General features: G+C 73.2%; 17 protein-coding genes. 6 read left to right on the top strand and 11 right to left on the bottom strand.

The window, feature by feature from the left end; translation table 11 throughout:
• Positions 1-11 precede the first annotated feature (11 nt).
• From Asi02nite_RS30470 to Asi02nite_RS30455, 4 genes are all read right to left on the bottom strand, one after another.
• Positions 12-2,594 carry a universal stress protein gene (locus tag Asi02nite_RS30470; RefSeq protein ID WP_239127257.1) on the bottom strand — a complete coding sequence of 861 codons (2,583 nt, stop codon included), beginning with the start codon at positions 2,592-2,594 and terminating at the stop codon, positions 12-14.
• Entirely contained in the window at positions 2,591-4,381 is a 1,791-nt protein-coding gene (locus Asi02nite_RS30465; protein ID WP_203717451.1) for an HSP90 family protein, read from the bottom strand. Before Asi02nite_RS30465 ends, Asi02nite_RS30470 begins: the two co-directional genes overlap by 4 nt.
• 75 nt (positions 4,382-4,456) lie before the next feature.
• A complete protein-coding gene (hrpA, locus tag Asi02nite_RS30460; protein WP_203717450.1) occupies positions 4,457-8,383 on the bottom strand; it encodes an ATP-dependent RNA helicase HrpA in 3,927 nt (1,308 codons plus the stop codon).
• 32 nt (positions 8,384-8,415) lie between these two features.
• Positions 8,416-9,465 (bottom strand): winged helix DNA-binding domain-containing protein, encoded by a 1,050-nt coding sequence (locus Asi02nite_RS30455; protein WP_203717449.1) that lies wholly within the window; start codon positions 9,463-9,465, stop codon positions 8,416-8,418.
• Between the two features lie 265 nt (positions 9,466-9,730).
• On the opposite strand from Asi02nite_RS30455, the gene Asi02nite_RS30450 reads away from it, so the two are divergent.
• Positions 9,731-12,019: a HelD family protein gene (locus Asi02nite_RS30450; RefSeq protein ID WP_239127255.1), complete on the top strand. Its 2,289-nt coding sequence runs from the start codon at positions 9,731-9,733 to the stop codon at positions 12,017-12,019.
• Positions 12,020-12,072: 53 nt separating this feature from the next.
• On the opposite strand, the gene Asi02nite_RS30445 is transcribed toward Asi02nite_RS30450, so the two are convergent.
• From Asi02nite_RS30445 to Asi02nite_RS30430, 4 genes are read right to left on the bottom strand one after another with little or no spacing between them, the layout of a single operon-like run.
• Entirely contained in the window at positions 12,073-12,810 is a 738-nt protein-coding gene (locus tag Asi02nite_RS30445) for an ABC transporter permease (RefSeq protein ID WP_203717447.1), read from the bottom strand.
• Positions 12,811-12,827: 17 nt separating this feature from the next.
• The gene (locus tag Asi02nite_RS30440) at positions 12,828-13,715 is read right to left on the bottom strand and encodes an ABC transporter ATP-binding protein (RefSeq protein WP_203717446.1); all 888 of its coding nucleotides are present in this window, start codon (positions 13,713-13,715) and stop codon (positions 12,828-12,830) included.
• Positions 13,712-14,029, bottom strand: a complete 318-nt coding sequence (locus Asi02nite_RS30435; RefSeq protein ID WP_203717445.1) for a transcriptional regulator — start codon at positions 14,027-14,029, stop codon at positions 13,712-13,714. Before Asi02nite_RS30435 ends, Asi02nite_RS30440 begins: the two co-directional genes overlap by 4 nt.
• Positions 14,022-14,666: a transporter gene (locus Asi02nite_RS30430; RefSeq protein WP_203717444.1), complete on the bottom strand. Its 645-nt coding sequence runs from the start codon at positions 14,664-14,666 to the stop codon at positions 14,022-14,024. The genes Asi02nite_RS30435 and Asi02nite_RS30430 overlap by 8 nt, the downstream gene beginning before the upstream one ends.
• Before the next feature lie 61 nt (positions 14,667-14,727).
• Here Asi02nite_RS30430 and Asi02nite_RS30425 point away from each other — a divergent pair, with 61 nt between their 5' ends.
• From Asi02nite_RS30425 to Asi02nite_RS30415, 3 genes are read left to right on the top strand one after another with little or no spacing between them, the layout of a single operon-like run.
• The gene (locus Asi02nite_RS30425) at positions 14,728-15,435 is read left to right on the top strand and encodes a tyrosine-protein phosphatase (RefSeq protein WP_203717443.1); all 708 of its coding nucleotides are present in this window, start codon (positions 14,728-14,730) and stop codon (positions 15,433-15,435) included.
• Between the two features lie 59 nt (positions 15,436-15,494).
• Positions 15,495-16,517 (top strand): DUF4331 family protein, encoded by a 1,023-nt coding sequence (locus tag Asi02nite_RS30420; protein ID WP_203717442.1) that lies wholly within the window; start codon positions 15,495-15,497, stop codon positions 16,515-16,517.
• An 18-nt stretch (positions 16,518-16,535) separates the two neighbouring features.
• A complete protein-coding gene (locus Asi02nite_RS30415) occupies positions 16,536-17,357 on the top strand; it encodes a DUF427 domain-containing protein (protein WP_203717441.1) in 822 nt (273 codons plus the stop codon).
• 6 nt (positions 17,358-17,363) lie between these two features.
• Here Asi02nite_RS30415 and Asi02nite_RS30410 read toward each other — a convergent pair whose 3' ends face one another.
• On the bottom strand, positions 17,364-17,525 hold the full coding sequence (locus Asi02nite_RS30410) for a DUF1059 domain-containing protein (RefSeq protein WP_203717440.1): 162 nt from the start codon (positions 17,523-17,525) through the stop codon (positions 17,364-17,366).
• Between the two features lie 31 nt (positions 17,526-17,556).
• Between Asi02nite_RS30410 and Asi02nite_RS30405 the strand changes: the two genes are divergently transcribed.
• Complete coding sequence (locus tag Asi02nite_RS30405) at positions 17,557-18,300, top strand: AfsR/SARP family transcriptional regulator (RefSeq protein ID WP_203717439.1); 744 nt, start codon at positions 17,557-17,559, stop codon at positions 18,298-18,300.
• Here Asi02nite_RS30405 and Asi02nite_RS30400 read toward each other — a convergent pair.
• Together Asi02nite_RS30400 and budA are read right to left on the bottom strand one after the other, a co-directional pair.
• A complete protein-coding gene (locus tag Asi02nite_RS30400; protein WP_203717438.1) occupies positions 18,297-19,034 on the bottom strand; it encodes a hypothetical protein in 738 nt (245 codons plus the stop codon). The genes Asi02nite_RS30405 and Asi02nite_RS30400 overlap by 4 nt on opposite strands.
• Positions 19,035-19,054: 20 nt before the next feature.
• A complete protein-coding gene (gene budA / locus Asi02nite_RS30395) occupies positions 19,055-19,825 on the bottom strand; it encodes an acetolactate decarboxylase (protein WP_203717437.1) in 771 nt (256 codons plus the stop codon).
• A 157-nt stretch (positions 19,826-19,982) separates the two neighbouring features.
• On the opposite strand from budA, the gene Asi02nite_RS30390 reads away from it, so the two are divergent.
• The gene (locus tag Asi02nite_RS30390) at positions 19,983-20,195 is read left to right on the top strand and encodes a hypothetical protein (protein WP_203717436.1); all 213 of its coding nucleotides are present in this window, start codon (positions 19,983-19,985) and stop codon (positions 20,193-20,195) included.
• Positions 20,196-20,197: the final 2 nt, after the last annotated feature.

Here is a 20,197-nt window from a genome sequence, read left to right as displayed (position 1 = left end):
CCGCCCGTAGGTCAGCGCGCGATGTCGCGGCCCAACTCGCGCAGCAGTGCCTCCATGGGCCGGCGCTGGGCCAGCGACGGCGGTGGCGTGACCAGCACCGGGCAGCGGGCGTGCCGCACGCAGTAGCGGGTGACCGGCCCGCTGCCCAGCAGGTGCGACCGGCGGTCACCGCCGACGACCAGCAGGGCGGCCTCCTCGCCCGCGTGGTCGACCAGGCACTGCCCGGCCAGGCCCTCCAGCACCACCTGCTCGACCTCGACGTCGGCCGGGACGCCGCCCATCGCGGCCTCGAACGCGTACGGCACCAGCAGCCTGGCCTCCGCCGCGTGCACCCGGCGTGCGAAGGTCGCGGCGCTGTCGCGCCACATCGGCCGGAACAGCCACGTCCGCACCGCGTGCACGGCCGCGCCCCGCTCGCGGGCGACGTCGACCGCGTACCGCAGCGCCTGCAGGCCGGCCAGCGACGGGCTGATCCCGACCACGACGGTGGATCGCATCCGCCCAGCATGGAACGCCCCCGGTCGGGCGGTCGACGGTCTTGACGCGACCCTGACGTCGGCCGGCGAACTCTTGACGGTCAGTCCTCCGCCGAGAACTCGTACTCCAGGTCGTCGGGGTCGATGCCGTGTTCGGTCATGAACGCCTCGGCGTCCGCCGCGCGTCCCTGGACGAGCAGCGCCCGGGCCACGACCATGGCGGCGTACCAGCCCTGGTCCGCGCCCTGCGCGTCGAGCACCGTGCGGCCCCGCGCCTCGGCGGGGCCGGGTCGGGCGGCGTCGAGCAGGAGCCGCGCGCTGGTGAGCAGCGTCTGGAGCCGGTCGTCGTCGAGACCCGCGGCCGCGAACCGGTCGACCGCCCGGTCCAGGTGGGCGACGGCCGCGTCCACCTCGCCTTCCTGCCGCGCGATGTCGCCGCGGAGGCGGTCGAACCGGGCCAGCTCCGCCGGCCCGGGGTCGGTGCGCGAGCGCGTCGAGCCGGTCGAGCGCGGGCCGCAGCCGCTCGTCGTCGACCCGCATCGTGCCGGCCGCCTTGCGCAGGGTGCGGAACTCGTCCGCCGGGCGGTCGGCCGCCCGGTGCCGCCGCGCCGCCAGCAGCAGCCGGTCGGCGCCGTAGAGCAGGTCCAGCGACTGCTCGAGCAGCACCTCGTAGCCGGGCAGGTCGTCCGGCACCTGCGGGGCCTGCCCGATGGCGTCGAGCACGGCCAGCGCCTCGCGCTGGCGCTGCTGGCCGCGCCGGTAGAGCTCCCAGAGCAGGTAGCGGCAGCGGGTCGCCTCGTCGGCCTGGCCCGTCCGGTCGAGGCCGCGGACGGCTTCCTCGGCGGCCTCGACGGCGTCGTCCCAGCGGTCGGCGTTGCGCAGCGCGTGGGCGACGGCGAGCTGGGCCCGGGCGGCGCCGGCGTGGTCACCGGCGGCGGTGCGCTCCGCGACCCGCTCGACCAGCCCGCGCAGCTTCGGGTCGCCCTTCGGGCCGCCGACCCGGCCGGCCAGCACCGTCAGCGGGACCTGCGCGTGCAGCGGCTCCGCGGTCATCCGGGCGGCGACGCGCGCGCTCTGGTGGGTGTTGCCGTTGCGGGCGTCGAACCGGGCCGCGAGCGCGGTGGCCCGGGCGGCCAGCTCGTCGTGCACCTCGGCGAGCGTGGCGTCGAAGCGGCGGGTGCCGTCGTCGCTGCGCCGCCGGATCACCCGGTCGCCCTCCCCGGCGTCGCGCAGCCGCCCGAGCACCTGGGCCGACGCGGCCGCGAACTCCATCTCCGCGAACGGCGACGAGGGCCGCTCGAGCCAGCTCAGGTGGTGCTCGACGATCGCCAGCCCGGCCGCCTCGTTGCCGCTGCGGCCGCAGAAGGCGACGTGCAGCGCCGCGTTGTCGAGGTGGTGCCGGTCCTCGCGGATGCGCCGGTAGCCGCGCTTGTGCGCGTCGACCATCTCCTCGACGCGCCCGGTGGCGAGGTAGGGCAGCAGCAGCTCGGCGAGCATCCAATGTGGTTGCTCGGTGCACCCGCCGTGCCGGTAGGGCGCGCCGATCCGGATCGCCTCCTCGTGGCGGCCCACGGAGGCCAGGTGCCGCACCTGCCCCGAGGGCACGCAGGCGGCGCAGTCGGAGAGGCCGTCGCGGCGGGCGGTGACGAGCTGGTCGTACCAGTGCTGGGCCGCCTGCGCGTCGCCGATGTGGTGGGCGACGAGCCAGCGGTGCTGGAAGACCGCGTGGAGGCTGTTGCCGTGCAGCCGGTAGCGCCGCTCCATGTCGTCGAGCACGGCCATCGTGCGGTCGAGCGGGATGTCCGGGAACTGCGGCAGCGCCCAGACGATCCACTTGAAGTGCCAGAGCAGGGTGTGCGCGTCGTGGGCACCGACCAGGTCGGCGGCGCGGTCGGCCGTCGCCAGGCACCAGGAGAACGACAGGAACGCCCGGGTCGGGTCGCCGCCGTGGTGGAACTCGCTGGTGGCCCGCATGCGCGCGTCGAACGCGAACTTCGTGGCGCCGGCGGCGTCGGCGTGCCGGAAGACGGCGTCGTACGCGGCGAACCGGGCCGGCCCGGACGGCAACCGGTGTGCCTCGTGCAGCATCTCCTCGAGCTCGTGCTCCGACCGGGTCATCGGGAACCTCCCATCGCACGGCCCAGCAGGCCCAGGAACGACTGGTTGAGCGCGGCGGTGTCGGCCGGCCGCAACGGTTGGTGGCCGAGCAGCAGCGCCTGCACGTAGAGCCCTTCGACGGCCAGCGCGAGCAGCTCCTCGTCGCCGAGCCCGCAGACCTGCCGCACGAGCGGGTTGCGGTGGTTGAACACGAGCTGCGGCAGGTCCTGCCGGCCGGCGGTGAACGAGCCCAGGATCGCCGCCCACGTCTCGTCGACGGCCTCCTGGCCGCGGCGCAGGTCGACGTGCAGGGCGGTGTCGCTGTCGAGCAGGTAGAGCGCGGGCAGGCTGGCGGGCTCGAACGCGCGCAGCAGGACCTCGACGCCGAGCGGTTCCAGGGCACGCCGGGCCACGGCGAGGAACGGCTGGACGGCCCGCTCGACGTCGGCGTCGAGGGGTTCGAGCTGGGTGGCCAGCGCGCTCGCGGTGAGCACCTCGGTCTCGATCGCATCGTCCAGATCGGACAGTCGGCGCAGCAGGGCCGCGTCGTAGACGTAGCCCGCGTTGACCAGCGGGATCGCCTGCGCCGCGGCGACCGGGGCGAGCTGGCGGAACTCGTCGACCGAGGTGAGGTAGCGGACGACGCCGTAGCGCTCGCGGAACTCGGCCAGGGTCATCGACCCGACGTTGGTCTCGAACCGCCACCAGTCGTAGATCAGGCGGAGCATGTCGTCGTCCTCCACCGCGAGCGCCTTCACGCCGAGGTGGTGGACCTGCAGGAAGGTGGCCAGCCGGCGCGGGTCGGTGCGGCCCAGCGCCGTCAGCCAGCCGCGCAGCGCGTCACCCAGCGCCGTGCGTACCTCTTCGAGGATCGCGTCCTCGTAGAGCGCCTCGCGGCTCGCGGTCGGCCGCAGCTCCGTCGTGTCGACGACGCACCGGACGAAGAACGCCCAGTCGGGCAGCAGCCCTTCGATGGTCTCCGAGAGCAGCATCTGCTTGAGGTAGACGCGGTGCGCCGACCGGGTGGCCGGGTTGGCCGCGACCGGGAGCACGAACGCGACACCGCGCAGGCCGGCCGCCGGGATGTCCAGCTCGATCGCGTCGAACGGCCGGAAACCGAAGACCTCCTGCGCGTACCGGTCGAGCCGGGTGCGCCGGGCCGCCGCCGACTCGGCGCGGTCGCGGTGCCACGGCGCGGGTCCGGTGGTCACCGCCTCACCGTCGACCCGCACGTCGATCGGCAGCATCGAGCCGAACAGCCGGGCCAGGCCGCGCACCGCGTCGCCGCGCAGCCAGTGCTCGGCGTCGCGGCGCGGCGCGAGCGTCACGGTGGTGCCGGGCGCGCTGCGGGCCCGGTCGGCCGGTGCGACCACCACCTGGTAGCGGCCGTCGGCGAAACCGGTCCACTCGACGGTCGGCTGGTCACCGTGCCGGGTGGACACCCGGATCTCGTCGGCGACGAGGAAGCACGAGAGCAGGCCGATGCCGAACTGGCCGAGGAACTCGTGCCGGGCGAAGCCGAGGTCGTCGCGCTTGGAGCTGCGGCCGATGGTCGCCAGCAACTCGTGCACCTGCTGCTCGGTCAGGCCGATGCCGGTGTCGTGCACCCGCAGCGTGCCGTCGCCGGTCCGGCTCGACGACTCGATCCACACCTCGCCGGGCGCGGCCGGGTCGGTGGCGCGCCGCGCGGTGATCGCGTCGACCGCGTTCTGCATGAGCTCGCGCACGTAGACCCGCGGGCTGGCGTAGAGATGATGGCTCAGCAGGTCGACGATGCCGCGCAGGTCGACGTGGAACGTGTATGCCACCGGAACAGACCTCCCCGTGCGTCCGTGAAGCGACAGCACGATACCGCGCGGGAAAGCCGCTGCGTGATCCACTTTTCAGGCGGGTGCCTCGGCGGCGTCCATGGCCTTGTAGATGCGTTGTTCGGACACCGGATAGGCCGTGCCCAGCGCCTGTGCGAACACGTTGACCCGCAGCTCCTCGATCATCCAGCGGATCTCGGCGACCGCCTCCGTGCCCCGCCGGCTCGGCGGCAGCGCGGCCAGCATCGCGTCATATTCTTTGCGCACCTGGGCGATCCGGGCCTGGCCGGCGCGGTCGCGGGCCGGGTCCTGGCCGAGCCGGTCGAGCCGGCGCTCGATCGCCTCCAGATAGCGCGGCAGGTCGCCCAGGTGCGTCCAGCCGGTGGCGGTCACGAAGCCCGGGAAGATCAGCCCAGTGAGCTGGGCCCGCACGTCGGCCAGGGCGGCCAGCGCGTCCATCGAGGTCGCGCGGGAGATCCGCTGGTCGACCTTGTGCTGCGCGGCGAGCGCGCGCTCGACGCGGTCGACCACCGCGATCACGGTGTCGACCAGGTCCGCGCGGACCGTGTCGCGCAGGGCGGCGAAACCCTCGGGATCCCAGGCGGGGCCGCCGGCCTGGGCGACCAGCCGGTCGACGGCCGCGCCGGCGCAGTCCCGCAGCAACTCCGCGACGCTGCGATGCGGGTTGCGGCTCAGCGCGAGCTTCTGCTGGTTGGTCAGCCGGCCCTGCAGGAACGTGGCCGGGTTGGGCAGCGTGAGCAGCAGCAGGCGGCGGGTGCCGGCGACCATCGCGGCCGCCTGCTCCGCGGCCGTGTCGAAGACCTCCACACCGACCGTGGCGCCCTCGTCGACCAGCGCCGGGTAGGCCGTGACTCGGAAACCGGCCCGGTCCTGCTCCAGCGCGCGGGGGAGCGGCCCGAAGTCCCAGGTGGACAGTCCGGTGCGGGCGATGCCGGGCGCGGCCGCGGTCACGGTCGCCCGGACCTCGGCCTTGAGCTGGGCCTGCAGCGCCGCCAGGTCCTTGCCGCGGGCCACCTCGCGGTCGCCGTCGACGACGCGATAGGTCAGGCGCAGGTGGTCGGGCACCCGGCCGTAGTCCCACGCGTCGTGCGGCACGGTCACGCCGGTCATCCGGCGCAGCTCGCCGGTGACCGCCTCGACCAGCGACACGCCGGCCACCGGCCGGATCCGGGCCAGCACCGCGCGGGCGAAGTCGGGCGCCGGCACGAAGTTGGTGCGGATCGCCTTGGGCAGCGAGCGGAGCAGCGCGATCACCAGGTCCTCGCGGAGCCCGGGGACCTGCCAGTCGAAGTCCTCGGGGCGCACCTGGCCGAGCATCGGCAGCGGCACGTCGACCGTCACACCGTCCGATGTGGTCCCCGGCGCGAACTCGTACGACAGCGGCAGCGGCGCCGACTCGGAGCGCCACACGTCCGGATAGGCGTCGGGGTCGACCGTGCCGCGCCCGGCGTTGACGAGGAACGAGCGGGTGAACGTCAACAACCCCGGATCCGTGCGGCGGGTGGTCTTCCACCACGTGTCGAAGTGCCGCCCCGACACCACGTCGGCCGGGATCCGCTCGTCGTAGAACGAGTAGATCGTCTCGTCGTCGACCAGGATGTCGCGCCGGCGCACCCGGTCCTCCAGCGCCGCCACGTCCGCGAGCAGCTTGGCGTTGTCGCGGAAGAAGTGGTGGTGGGTCTGCCAGTCGCCCTCGACCAGCGCGTGCCGGATGAACAGCTCGCGGGAGAGCGCCGGGTCGATCCGGCCGTACTGCACGCGGCGACCGACCACGATGGGCACACCGAACAGCGTGACCCGCTCGACGGCGACGACCGAGGCCTGCTTCTTCTCCCAGTGCGGCTCGCTGTAGCTGCGCTTGACCAGGTGGCCGGCCAGCGGCTCGACCCACTCGGGCTCGATCCGGGCGTTGACCCGGGCCCACAGCCGCGAGGTCTCCACGAGCTCGGCCGACATCACGTACCGCGGCGGCTTCTTCGTGAGCGCCGAGCCGGGGAAGATGGCGAACCGCGCGCCCCGGGCTCCCAGGTATTCGCGTTTCTCGCCCTCGCGCAACCCGATCTGGGAGAGCAGGCCGGACAGCAGCGACTGGTGCATCCGGGCCGGGTCCTCCGACGACGAGGTCACCAACCCGAGCGACTTGGTCACCTGGCGCAGCTGCGACGCGATGTCCTGCCACTCGCGGACCCGCAGATAGTTGAGGTATTCGGCTCGGCACAACCGGCGGAACGCCGAGGAGGACAGCTCCCGCTGCTTCTCCCGCAGGTATCTCCAGAGGTTGAGGTAGGCGACGAAGTCCGAGTCGGGGTCGGCGAACCGGGCATGCAGCTGGTCGGCGTGCGTGCGGTGCTCGACGGGCCGTTCGCGCGGGTCCTGGATGGACAGTGCGGCGGCGACCACGGACACCTCTTCGAGGCAGCCGTTGCGGTCGGCCTCCAGCACCATCCGGCCGAGCCGCGGGTCGACCGGGAGCGCGGCCAGCCGGCGACCGGTGTCGGTGAGGCGCTTCGCCGCGTCGAGCGCGCCCAGTTCCTGCAGCAGCGCGATGCCGTCGGTGATGTTGCGCCGGTCGGGCGGGTCGATGAACGGGAAGCTCGCGATGTCGCCGAGGCCGATCGCGGTCATCTGCAGGATGACCGAGGCGAGGTTGGTACGCAGGATCTCCGGCTCGGTGTATTCGGGCCGCGACAGGAAGTCCTGCTCGTCGTAGAGCCGGACGCAGATGCCCGGCGAGGTGCGCCCGCTGCGGCCCTTGCGCTGGTTGGCCGACGCCTGGGAGACCCGCTCGATCGGCAGCCGCTGCACCTTGAGCCGGTGGCTGTAGCGGGAGATCCGCGCGGTGCCGGGGTCGACGACGTATGTGATGCCCGGCACGGTCAGCGACGTCTCGGCGACGTTGGTGGCCAGCACCACCCGGCGCCCGGTGTGCGCCTGGAACACCCGGTGCTGCTCCGCGAACGACAGGCGGGAGTAGAGCGGCAGGATCTCCAGGTGCGGCAGGTCGAGCCGGCCGAGCGCGTCGGCGGTGTCGCGGATCTCCCGCTCGCCGCTGAGGAAGACCAGGATGTCGCCCGGCCCCTCGGCGGCCAACTCGGTGACCGCGTCGCCGATCGCCGTGATCGGGTCGCGCACGACCGCGCCGGCCACCTCGTCCTCGTCGTCGTCCTCGTCGACCGCCTCTTCCAGGACCAACGGCCGATAACGCAGTTCGACCGGGTACGTGCGACCGGAGACCTCGACCACCGGGGCCGGCTCGCCGGAGGCTTGGCGGAAGTGCTGGGCGAACCGCTCGGTCTCGATGGTCGCCGAGGTGATGATCACCTTGAGGTCGGGCCGCCGGGGCAGGAGTGACGCCAGGTAGCCGAGGATGAAGTCGATGTTGAGGCTGCGCTCGTGCGCCTCGTCGATCACCAGCGTGTCGTACCGCAGCAGGTCGCGGTCGTGCTGCAACTCGGCCAGCAGGATGCCGTCGGTCATCAGCTTGACCAGGGTGTCGTCGCCGCCCTTGTCGGTGAACCGGACCTTGAAGCCGACGGTGCTGCCCAGCGGCGTGCCCAGCTCCTCGGCGATCCGGTCGGCGACCGTGCGGGCGGCCAGCCGGCGCGGCTGCGTGTGCCCGATCTGGCCGCGGACGCCCCGGCCCAGCTCCAGGCAGATCTTGGGGATCTGGGTCGTCTTGCCCGAGCCGGTCTCGCCCGCGACGATCACCACCTGGTGGTCGCGGATGGCGGCGGCGATGTCGTCACGCCGCTCGCTGACCGGCAGCTCGGCGGGGTAGCGGATCACCGGGACGGCGGCCTGCCGCGCCGCGACCCGGGCCTCGGCGGACGCCACCTCGGCCTCGATCGCGGCCACCGCGGCGGCCTTCTTCGCGGCGTCGCGGATTTTGCGGGTGCCCTCCAGCCGCCGGCCCAGCCGGTGCGCGTCACGCAGGGTCAGGGTCGACAGGCGGGCGGGCAGCGACGGGTCAGGCGCGTTCATCTCGCGCCCAAGGATAGGCGGGACGGGTGGGATCAGCTCGTGGTTATCCGTACGACGTGATCTTTGGCGGTCGGCTCGGTGAAGGTGACCAGGGCCGTACCCTCGGCCTCGATCGCCGCGGCGGCCGCTCTGGTCGGCTTCTCGAACGCGGTCACCGTGAGCGTCGCCACGCCGCGCTTGGTGTCAGTCGACCAGACCCCCGCGACCAGGCCGTCCACCAGCAGCGTCGGCAGCCAGCGCAGGTTCCGCTTGAGATAGACCCGCTCCTTGTACGCGTCGGGCAGGATCCGCGCCCGGCGGTTGGCGGCGTACGCGAGCACAGCGTTGTCGAACGCGGGCAGGAACCGCGGCGGCGCCTCCGTGTCGTCGGCCGGCCGGGGCGCGCCGGGCAGGTCGTAGAGCACCCGCCGCGCGCCGGGCTCGCCGAGCGTGACGAGGTCGAGCCGGTCGAGGGCGGCCTTGACCGGCCCGGCCGTCGCACCGAGCCACCAGGCGATGTCGTCGGCGCCGGCCGGCCCGAACGCGCCCAGATGCCGGGTGACCGCCGTGTCCCACGCCTTTTCGCTGGTCAGACCCTTCGGGGTGGGCGGACCGGCGTGGTAGGCGGCCGGCGTCTTCGCACTCCAGGAGCCGTTCGCGGGCACCTTCACGAAGGCCGGCTGGGCCCGGAACGGCCGCCACTTGTATTCCTGCTGGGCGGCCACGGCCTTGGCCGGCAGCGCGTCGGGGTGGTCGGCCACCCAGGCCTCCGCGAAGGCGGTCAACTCGTCACCCGTGCGCGCCTGCCCGGCGTACCCGATGGTGGCCTGGAGCATCTCGTCGGCCCGCTCGGGCGTCTCCACGCTGCGCAGCAGCCAGCCACCGACCCCGGTCTCCGCGGCGACCCGCGCCCAGACGGGATGCTCGGCCGCGCTGACCAGGTGCAACGTGCGGCGCATGAGGATGCCGGTGACCACGTCGCCGCTGCCGAGCACCGCCCAGAGATCGTCGGCGGTGAACCCGTCGAGCCGGCTCCACAGTCCCACGGGTGGCGAGGACCACTGTTGCGCCTGCAGTGCGCCGACCTGTTCGATAGCCGACACCAGCGCTTGTGACCTGGCATTCCTCAGCCGACTAGATGCTGCCGCATCCAGTCGCCTTCCGGTCCCACCGCTGTGCTTACCGCCACCTGGTCCGATATGCCTGGCCAGCAGGCCCTGTCGAGCCAACAGCGCGCGGTTCAGACCCGCCGCCGTCGCGGTATCTTGGGGAGTTCGCATGGTTCCCGGTTCGCTTCCGGAGGAAAAGTCGTTGTCTGAGCGCGTTGATCCTAGTCGCGTCCTCGATCCCACAGACTCACCTGCCGAGATGGAAGCAGAACAAAAGCACGTCACCGGCCTGTACGACCGGCTCGACGGCATGCGTGCGCTGGCCGAGCAGCGGCTGTCCGGCTCGCTGGAAGCGACGGGCGGCACACCGCAGGCCCGTTCGCAGCGCGAGTCGGCGGTGGCGATGTACACCGAGCAGCTCGCCCAGCTCTCCGCCGTCGAGAGCGGGCTCTGCTTCGGGCGGCTCGACCCCGAGGAGGGGGCGCCGCTCTACATCGGCCGGATCGGCATCTTCGACGAGGAGGGCGACTACGAGCCGCTGCTGCTCGACTGGCGTGCCCCGGCGTCGCGGCCGTTCTACCTGGCCACCGCGGCCGACCCGCTGGGCATCCGGCGGCGCCGGCACATCCGCTCCAAGGGCCGCACCGTGGTCGCGCTGGACGACGAGGTGCTCGACCTCTCGGCGGCGGCCGGCTCGGGCACCCGGGAAGGGCTCGCCGGCGAGGCCGCGCTGCTCTCCGCGGTGGACGCCAGCCGCACCGGTCGGATGCGCGACATCGTCGAGACCATCCAGGCCGAGCAGGACCGGATCATCCGGGCCGACCTCGGTGGCGTGCTGGTCGTCCAGGGTGGCCCGGGCACCGGCAAGACGGCGGTCGCGCTGCACCGCGCGGCCTACCTCCTCTACACCCACCGCCGGGAGCTGTCGTCGCGGGCCGTGCTGGTGGTCGGTCCGAACCCGACGTTCCTGCGCTACATCTCGCACGTGCTGCCCTCGCTGGCCGAGACCGGCGTGCTGCTGTGGACACTCGGTGACCTGTTCCCGGGCGTGACCGCGCGGGGCCAGGAGCCCGAGCGGGTCGCCGAGATCAAGGGTCGGGCGGTGCTGGTCGACGTGCTCGCGGCGGCGATCGCCGACCGTCAGGAGCTGCCCACCGAGCCGATCACCGTCGAGGTCGACCAGGAGACGCTGACGATCGACAGCGCGTTGGTGAGCGCGGCGCGGGACCGGGCCCGGCGCTCCGGTCGCCCGCACAACCAGGCCCGCGAGGTGTTCGAGACCGCCGTCGTCGAGGGCCTGGTCGCCCAGATGGCCGAGCTGATCGGCACCGACCCGTACGCGGACGACCCCCTCGGCGAGGGCGACGCCCCCGGCGACCCCATGCTGATGGGCGCCGCCGATCTGGCCGACATCCGGGCGGAGTTCGAGAACGACCAGGGTGTACGGGCGGCCCTCGACGCGCTCTGGCCCCCGCTGACCCCGCAGCGCCTGCTGCGCGAGCTGTTCTCCACCCCCGGCCGGCTGGCCGCGGCCCGCGTCGCCGCCGACGGCACCGAGCTGCTCACCCTGGCCGAGACCGCGGCGCTGAGCCGGCCGGCCAACGCGCCGTGGACGCCCGCCGACGCCCCGCTGCTCGACGAGGCCGCCGAGCAGCTCGGCGACCTGCCGGACGCCCAGGACGCGGCCCAGCGGTACGCCGACCGGGTGCGCCGCTCCGAGCTGGCCTACGCCGAGGGCGCGCTGGAGATCGCCCGCGGCTCCGCCTCGATCGACGTCGAGGACGAGGACGACCCCGAGCTGCTGCTGATCACCGACCTGCTGGACGCGTCGCGGCTGGCGGAGCGCCAGGAGGAGGCGCTGCGGCTGAGCGCCGCCGAGCGGGCTGCCCGCGACCGGAGGTGGGCGTTCGGCCACGTCATCGTCGACGAGGCCCAGGAGCTGTCGCCGATGGCGTGGCGGGTGCTGATGCGCCGCTCGCCGAACCGGTCGATGACCGTGGTCGGCGACATCGCCCAGACGGGCGACCCGGCGGGCGCGGCGTCCTGGTCCGAGGTGTTCGAGCCGTACGTGGCGCAGCGGTGGAAGCTGGCCGAGCTGTCGGTCAACTATCGGACGCCGAGCGAGGTGATGTCGCTCGCCGGTGAGGTGCTGGCCCGGATCGACCCCGACGCCAAGCCGCCGCAGTCGGTGCGCTCCACCGGCCGTCCGCCGGTGCGCGGCCGGCTGGCCGAGCTGGGTGGCGTGCTGGCCGCCGAGGCCGCGGCGCTGGGCGACGGCCGGCTCGCGGTCATCGCGCCGGCGGCCCGGCTCGACGCGCTGGCCGACGAGGTGCGGGCGGCGCTGCCGGAGCTGGCGGTCGCGGTCGGCGACGAGCCCGACCTGGAGAGCCCCGTCGCGGTGCTGACCGCCCGGCAGTCGAAGGGCCTCGAGTTCGACGCGGTCGTGGTCGCCGATCCTGACGCGATCGAGACCGAGTCGCCGCGCGGCCTCAACGACCTCTACGTCGCGCTGACCCGGGCCACGCAGCGGCTGACCGTGCTGCGATGAAAAGGAACGGTCCGTTGTTAACGCATAGCGTTAACAACGGACCGTTCCTTTCGTCAGCGGAACCGGCGACCCTCGTCCCGGCGGTAGGCCCAGACCGCGATCGCGCCCGCGACCGCCGTCCAGACCGCGAGCATCACCAGCGAGAGGGGTTGGATCGCGTAGTCGCCGACCGCCGCCCACAGCAGCTCCACCGCGCCGCGGGTGGGCAGGTAGGGGGCGATCGCCGCGATGAAACCGGGCGCCTGGTCGGGCGAGGACATCAGGCCGCCGCCGAAGGCCAGCGGGAAGAAGATCACCTGGCAGACCACGAGCGCGGCCTTGAGCGGCAGCGCGTAGCCGATGGCCAGTCCCATCAGGGTGAACGGCAGGGCGCCGACGAACACCGCGCCGAGGCCCAACAGGAAGCCGCCGGCGCTCACGGTGGCCTGCGTGAACAGCGCGCCGATTGCGATGACCGGGATCAGCGAGACGAGGGACATCGCCATGCCGGCGAGGATCCGGCCCGCGAACCTCGGCCCGGCCCCGGCGGCCAGCGTGCGCACGTAGCCGTCCCAGGGCTGGGCGCGGTCGTCGGCGACACCGACGCCGTAGGTGAACAGGCCACTGACCATGATGGAGAACGTGACCATCGCGGCGGTGGCGAACGTCGCCGCCACGGGGTCGTCGCCCGCGAACGGGACGACGAAGAAGAGCATCGACGCGGCCGGGAAGAACGCCGAGCCGATCAGCGCGATCGGGATGCGGATGGTCTCGAGGAGCTGGAATCTGGCGTGTACGAGGGCGAGCGTCACAGGGGTGGCTCCGTCTCTCAGGCCGCGGTCGCGAGGGTCTCGGATTGCGTGATGGCGAGGAACGCCTCCTCGAGCGAGGTCGGCGCCACCTCCAGGTCGCGGAAGTCCACACCGGACGCGACCAGCGCGCGGACGAGCTGGTCCGAGTCCGGGGTGAGCAGGTGGGTGCGGCCCTCGCGCAGCTCGGTCGCGACGACGCCCGGCAGGGCCGGCGGCTCGCCGTCGTGCGCGAAGCTGACCCGGCGGACGCCGACCATGCCCCGCACCGCGGTCACCGTGTCGTCGGCGAGCACCCGGCCGTGGCCGAGCACCACGACCCGGTCGGCCAGCGCCTCGATCTCCTCGAGGTAGTGGCTGGAGAGCAGCACCGTGCCGCCGCCCGCGTGGTAGGCCTTGATGGCGTCCCACAGCCCGCGCCGCGCCTGCACGTCGAGGCCGGTGGTCGGCTCGTCGAGCACCACGACCCGCGGCCTGCCGACGAACGCCAGCGCGATCGCGAGGCGCCGCTTCTGGCCCCCGGACAGCCCGCCGGTCTGCCGGCGCACCAGGTCGGTCAGGCCGAACTGGTCGAGGAGCTCGGCCCGCGGCACCGGGTCGGGGTAGTGCGCGCCGACGAAGTCGACGACCTCGCCGACCCGCAGCGTGGCCGGCAGCCCGGTCTCCTGCGGAGTGACGCCGAGCGTCCGGCGGGTCCGCGGGTCGCGCGGATCACCGCCGCAGAGCGTGACGGTGCCGGAGTCGGGTCGGCGGACCCCGGTCAGCAGGCTGGCCAGCGTGGTCTTGCCGGCGCCGTTGGGACCCAGCAGGCCGACCAGCTCGCCCTCGGTGACGCGCAGCGAGACGCGGTCGAGCGCCGTGACGTCGCCGTACCTGCGGGTGACCTCGATGGCCTCCGCCAGGATCATGTCTTCTCCTTGATGTCCGGGGGCTGGAGCAGGGCGCGTACGGACGCGGTGTATTCCTCGAAGGCCATCCGGCCGCGGTGCGTGAGCGCGACCAGGGTGACCGGGGTGCGGCCGCGGTGGGTCTTGGTGATCTCGACGTAGCCGGCGTCCTCAAGCTTGCGCAGGTGCACCGAGAGGTTGCCGGGCGTCATGGACAGGACGTCCTGCAGTCTCGGGAACGCGATCTGATCACCTGCGCCCAATGTGGACAACGCGGCGACCACCCGCAATCTGGCCTGGGCGTGGATGACGGGGTCGAGCGGGGCGTCAGTCATGCCTACGCCAACGACCGGCGAAGGCGCCGAACACGATCATGCCGCCGCCGGCCGCGACCGCCATGATCAGTGCCTGCCAGCCGGGCCCGGCGACGACGCCCGCGACGTTGACCACGGAGATCCAGACGCCGAGTTGGAAGAGGGTGCGGTTGAGCCAGATCGCGCCGCCGGCCATGTGCAGGGCGCCGGTGAGCGCGGTCATGGTGGCCGACCAGACCAGCGTCCGCAGGTCGAGCGGAAGGGCGTCGTTGACCCGCACGAGGATCACGGTCGCGCCGGTGAAGGCGATCGACCAGGCCCAGCCGTAGTAGGCGCCGCGCCGTGACGAGTCGCCGACCACCGACCCGTAGGCCCGCGCGCCGGTGATGCCGGAGAGGACGCCGGCCGCGACCAGCAGGACGACCAGGGTGAGCACCGGCAGCCACTGCGGCAGGTCGACGAAGACCCGACCGTCGGGGCCGTTGCGCAGGAAGATCAGTCCGAAGCCGATCAGCCAGGCGAAGCCCCAGGGCCAGTACCACCAGCGGTCGTCGACGTGGATGCGGCGCAGGGCCGCCGCGCGCTGCTCCTCGATCAGGCGAAGCGCCTCGGCCGGGTCGCCGGGTGGCTGGTCGTTGTCGATAAAGCTCTCGGTCACGTAAAGAACTTTAAACCACAAAGTCGATGGCCGGAAGACCCCGGTCGATACGCTGCGGCCCATGTTCCCGAACCTGCCGAACTTCCGGGACCTCGAAGGGTTGCCGGCCCGCGGCGGCGTGATCGGCCCGCGCCGGCTCTACCGCAGCGACACCCTGGCCCATCTCACGGCGTCAGAGGCGGCCACGCTGACCGACGCGTACGGGCTGGCGACCGTGGTCGACCTGCGGGCCGAGGACGAGGTGGCCCGCTACGGCCGGGGCCCGCTGGGCGCGGCGACGGCGGTCCGGTACGTGCCGGTCCCGCTGGGCGACATCACCGACATCACCGACCGCTCGTCGTTCTACCTCGGCGTGCTGGCGCAGCGGGGGCCGGAGGTGGCGGCGGCCGTGCGTACCCTCGCCGCTCCTGACGCGTTGCCCGCCCTCGTGCACTGCGCCGCCGGCTGCGACCGCACCGGCGTCTTCGTCGCGATCGTGCTCGACCTGGTCGGCGTGGCCGACGAGGTGATCTGCGCCGACTACGCCCTGACCGCCGCCGCGGTCGACGCGATCAACGAGCGGCTGCGGCGCAACGCGCTGGCCGAGGGCGAGGCGTGGCCGCCGGACTGGCCCGACGGCCTCGACTGGCACCCGGCCGCGCCGATGATGGCCCGGGCGCTGACCCGGATCCGGGACCGGTGGGGCGACGGGCGCGGTTGGGCCCGCGCGAACGGCCTCACCGACGCGGACATCGCCGCCCTGCGTGCCGCTCTGGTCATCGAGGGCTGATACCTCCCAAAAGATCTTTCCGCCCCGGGCCCGCGTCGACCGCCGGTAGCGTCGAAATCATGTCCCACCACCTGCCTACGCCCGAGGCTCCGCAGCGGGGCCAGCTCTTCATCGACGACATGTACGTGTTCGACGGTGACGGCTGCACGGTCCTGATGATGGACGTCAACTCGAACGTCACCGGTGCGGAGGTGATGCCCGGGTTCCATCCCGAGGCGCGTTACGAGTTCCGGATCCACCTCGACGGTGCGCCGCGCGAGGAGCTCACGTATCGCGTGACGTTCGCGCCGATGTCCGACGGGCAGCAGGCGTACGAGGTGCACGAGCTTCAGGGTCGCGACGCCGAGGGTGACAACGCCGGCGGCCGGGTGGTGGCGTCCGGTCGCACCGGCGCACCGAGCGAGGGCGGCGCGGTGCGGGTCTGGGCCGGGCGGATCGACGACCCGTTCTACATCGACCTCGACGAGCTGTTCGTCATCAACGCCGCGGTCCGCGACGGCTCGACCGCCGATCTGACCGAATGGCGCGCCGGCAGGCCCAAGAACAGCTTCGCGGGTACGCAGGTCTACACGATCGTCCTCGAGGTGCCGCACGACCACCCGCGGCTGCGGCCCGGTGCGCGGATCGGCGTCTGGTGCGCCACCAAGCTCGCCGACGCCGAGGGCTGGCACCAGGTCAACCGGTTCGGCCTGCCGATGATGTGGCCGATCTTCTGGCCCGACGACCTCGACTTCAGCAACCCCGCCGACCGGCGGCACCCGGCGAAGGACTTCGACGAGGACGGCGCGTACATCGCGGAGAAGATCGCCGCGTTCGTGGCCGCCAACGGCGGGAACTCGACCGACCCGGCCGGCTACGGGCAGCTCGTCGCGCGCCGGATCTTCCCCGAGGTGATGCCGTACACGGTCGGGACGCCCGCGAGCTTCGGCTTCACCGGCATCAACGGGCGGGCGCTGGCCGACAACGCGCCCGAGGTGATGTTCTCGCTGGTGATGGACTCGGCGACGAGCTCAGGGCTGGACCCGTCAGTGGCCGCCGACATGCGCCGCGACGAGTTCCCGTGGGTGGTGCCGGCGCGCTGACTGCGCGAAGGTGGTGGCATGAGTACCCGGATGCGCGACGCGATGGGTCAGCAGTTCAAGGCCCTGCGACACGAACCTACGGAGAAGCGGGTCCGCGCGGTCCTCGGCGGCGTGACCGTCGTGGACACCACCGACGCGGTGCTGGTCTGGGAGCCGCGGCGGATCGTGCCCACCTACGCCGTACCGCTCGCCGACGTGCGGGCCGACCTGACGCCGGCCGGTGACGTCACGGCGGGCGGCCCGGGGTTCCTGCACCCCGGCATCCCGTTCACCGTGCACTCCACCGACGGCGAGGCGCTGACCGTGTCGGCGAGCGGCGACGTCCGGGCCGAGGCCGCGTTCCGGCCCGCCGACGCCGACCTGCACGACCACGTCCTGCTCGACTTCGACGCGATGGACCACTGGTTCGAGGAGGACGAGGAGATCCACGGGCACCCGCGCGATCCCTACCACCGGGTCGACGCGCGGGCGAGCTCGCGGCACGTGCGGATCGAGGACGGCGGGGTGCTGCTGGCCGAGACGTCGCGGCCCGTGCTGGTCTACGAGACCAACCTCCCGGTGCGCTTCTACCTGCCGCGCGAGGACGTGGTCGCCGATCTGACCGACAGCGACCAGGTGACCTACTGCCCCTACAAGGGCCAGGCGTCCTACTGGTCGACGTCGGAACGGTCCAATGTGGTCTGGTCGTACCAACGGCCACTGCCGGACGCGTTGCCGATCAAGGGCCTGGTCGCCTTCTACGACGACATTCTCGACGTGACGGTCGACGGCAAGCTCCGCGACCGCCCGGGCGGCGCGGTCGTCCGCTCGATGCGCGAGGAGTTCAACGTCGACTCGTGAGGCCCCTCACGGCACGAGTTCGATCCAGCCGCGGATGTCCTCGGCGGTCTCGGTTTCGGCCAGGTCGGGATGGTCGGCGGCGACGTGTGCGAGGACGAGCGCGATCACGGCCTCGTCGGTGTCGCCCCGGGCGACGAAGCCGCACTCGCAGCGGACCTGGCGCGTCATCCCGTCCATTCTTCCGCGCGGGAGGTGGTGCGTGCAGCCGGAAACCCGGGTGCAGCTCTGCGGGCCGTACCTGGTGGAGATCGCCGGGCGGCGGGTCACGCTGCCGGGCCGGCAGGGCCGGTTGCTCTTCGCCTACCTGGTGCTGCACCGGCCAGGCCCGGTGCCGCGCGACCGGCTGGCGGACGCGCTCTGGGGTGCGGCGCCGCCGCCGGCCGCCGGGTCCGCGCTCAACGCCCTGGTCTCCCGGGTACGCGCGGCGACCGGCCCCGCCGTGCTGCGCGGGCGTTCCGAGCTGGCCGTGGAGCTGCCACCCGCGGCCGTCGTCGACGTCGCGGCGGCGCTGTCGGCCGTGCACCGGGCCGAGTCGGCGGTCGCCGTGGGGGAGTGGCGGCGCGCGTGGTCGGCGGCGCTGGCCGCGCGGTTCGTCGCCGCGCGGCCGTTCCTGCCCGAGGCGACCGCGCCGTGGGCCGACGGCTGGCGCGCGCGGCTCGGTGAGGTCCACGCCCGGGCGCTCGAGTGCTACGCCACCGCCTGCCTGTCGATCGGCGGCGCGGAGCTGCCCGCGGCCGAGCGGGCGGCCCGCGACCTGGTGGCCACGGCGCCGCTGCGGGAGACGGGGCACCTGTTGCTGATGCGCTCACTCGCGGCGCGGGGCAACGTGGCCGAGGCGCTGGCCGCGTACGAGCGCCTGCGGGTGCGGTTGCGCGACGAGCTGGGCGTCGACCCGGGCGCGGCGGTGCGGGCCGTGCACACCGACCTGCTGCGCGCGCGTTAGGCGGTGTGCTCCACCCAGAGGTTCTCCTCGACGTAGACGCCGCGGTCGCGTTCGCGGTCGATCCGGACGAGGTTCAGCGCGTCCGGCACGACGTAGTCGCCCGTGACCGGGAAGGTCATGTCGGCCCAGCTCTCCCACTCGGCGACCGTGCCCTCGATGACCATCGACCGGGCCGCCGGGCCGAGGATGCGGGCGCCCATCCGTTGGTGGGTGCGGATCCACGGGTCGACGGCGAGCCCGTCGGCCGGCCGGGTCCACTGTGCGTAGTCGGCCATCGCCACCAGCGGGTAGCGGTGCTTCCACGTCGGCCGCAGCGGTGCGATGACCCGGGTGAGCCCGTCGGCGCGGGCCCGGTCGCCCAGCGCGCGCAGCACCGTGGTGGCGAGCCCGCGCCTGTCGTGCTTCGTGCTCACCGCGGCCGCCATGAAGCTCAGCGTCGTGGCCGGGGTGCCCGCCTCGTGGCCCTCGACGGCCCGCACCATCGCCTCGTCGTAGCCGGACGGCAGGTCGTCGACCTCGCCCGTCCAGGCCACCGGGACGCCCCACCCGCCGGCCACGACCGCGCCGTCGTCGTCGAGCACCATGATGTCGTAGCGGGAGAAGAACTCCTCGACCCGCGCCAGGTATTTCTTGGGCACGTCGTCGTGGAAGATGAACTCCGGCCACCGCTCCCGGAACACCTCCGCAGCCTGCCCGTCGAGGTCGGGCCGATCGGCCCGGGTCACGATCTCCACGGTGCGCAGGCTATCCCGGATCAGCCGCCCTCGGTCTCCCGGATCTGGCCCGCGATGTCGTCGGGGGACAGGTTGGCGTTGGCGAACGCGGCCGTGCGGGGCAGGCTCAGGTGCAGCTCACTGGCCGTGGCCGCGCGGATCTCGCCCTCGACGAGCGTGAAGTCCAGGCCGTGGCCGCCGCGCCGCCGGTCGGCCGCGAGGAAGTGCAGGTGGTAGCCGGGCACCGAGATGCCCTGCCCGTACGACGGGGAGCGGAACCCGGCCAGGTCGCCCTCGACGTCGTCGAACGTGGTCACCGCCTGGCCTTCCGTCGCCTTCGTCAGCGGCGGGTACGGCTGCTTCTGCGCCATCACCGTGCGCGTGTCGACCCGCCGGAACCGGCCGGTGATCCGGATCGCCGAGGTCAGGTTGGTGGTGGGCAGCGTCCGGTCGATCCGGGCCAGCAGGTCCGCGCGGTTGATCGGCTCGGTGATCCGCATGGTCGCCTCGGGCCGGAACCAGGTGACCGCGGCGAACGGCGTGCGGTCGTCCGGCTCCGCCTCCCGCGCGCTGCCGTCGGCGCGCAGGTGGTGGCAGATCCCGTCGAGCACGACCATCTCACCGTCGAGGCGGTTGAACGTGCCGAGGCCGAAGTTGCCGTGGTGGAGCAATTCGGCGATCGTCACGTCGCCGTCGTAGAGGCCGTCCAGCAGCGCCCCCATGGTCGAGGTCTGGTAGATCTCGTCGGCGTGCCCGTCGTGCAGGATCGCCCGGGTCCAGGCCCGGAACCGCTCGTACGTGTCGGTCGTCATCTCAGATCAGCACCTCCTCGCGTCCCTGCGCCGCTGTTGGCGTGTTTGTCCGAGTCGGCCGGCGGCGAACCAAAGCCGCCGCTTACCCCGCGTGCGGCGGGCGACACCTCGGCCCGAGGCCGCCGTGCGGTTGCGGCGAACCGTTACCGTCGGCGCCGTGACCGGCGGGCTTCTCGTCAACGTCCTGTGTCTCGTGGCGGCCGTCGCGGGTGTGGTGGGGCTGATCCGGCTGCGGCTCGCGGTCGGTCGGCTGCACGGGCTGCCGTCCGTGCCCGACCGCCGCGGGGGCGACGGTGAGCACGACGCGCATCCCCGCGAGCTGGACGTCGCCGACGACGGGGATGACGGGGACGGCGGCGGGGACGCTTGAAC

It is taken from the genome of Asanoa siamensis (genome assembly GCF_016862555.1).
Lineage (GTDB): Bacteria > Actinomycetota > Actinomycetes > Mycobacteriales > Micromonosporaceae > Asanoa > Asanoa siamensis.
Note: the sequence above shows the minus strand (reverse complement) of the source record. Positions and strands in the feature narration are given on the sequence as shown.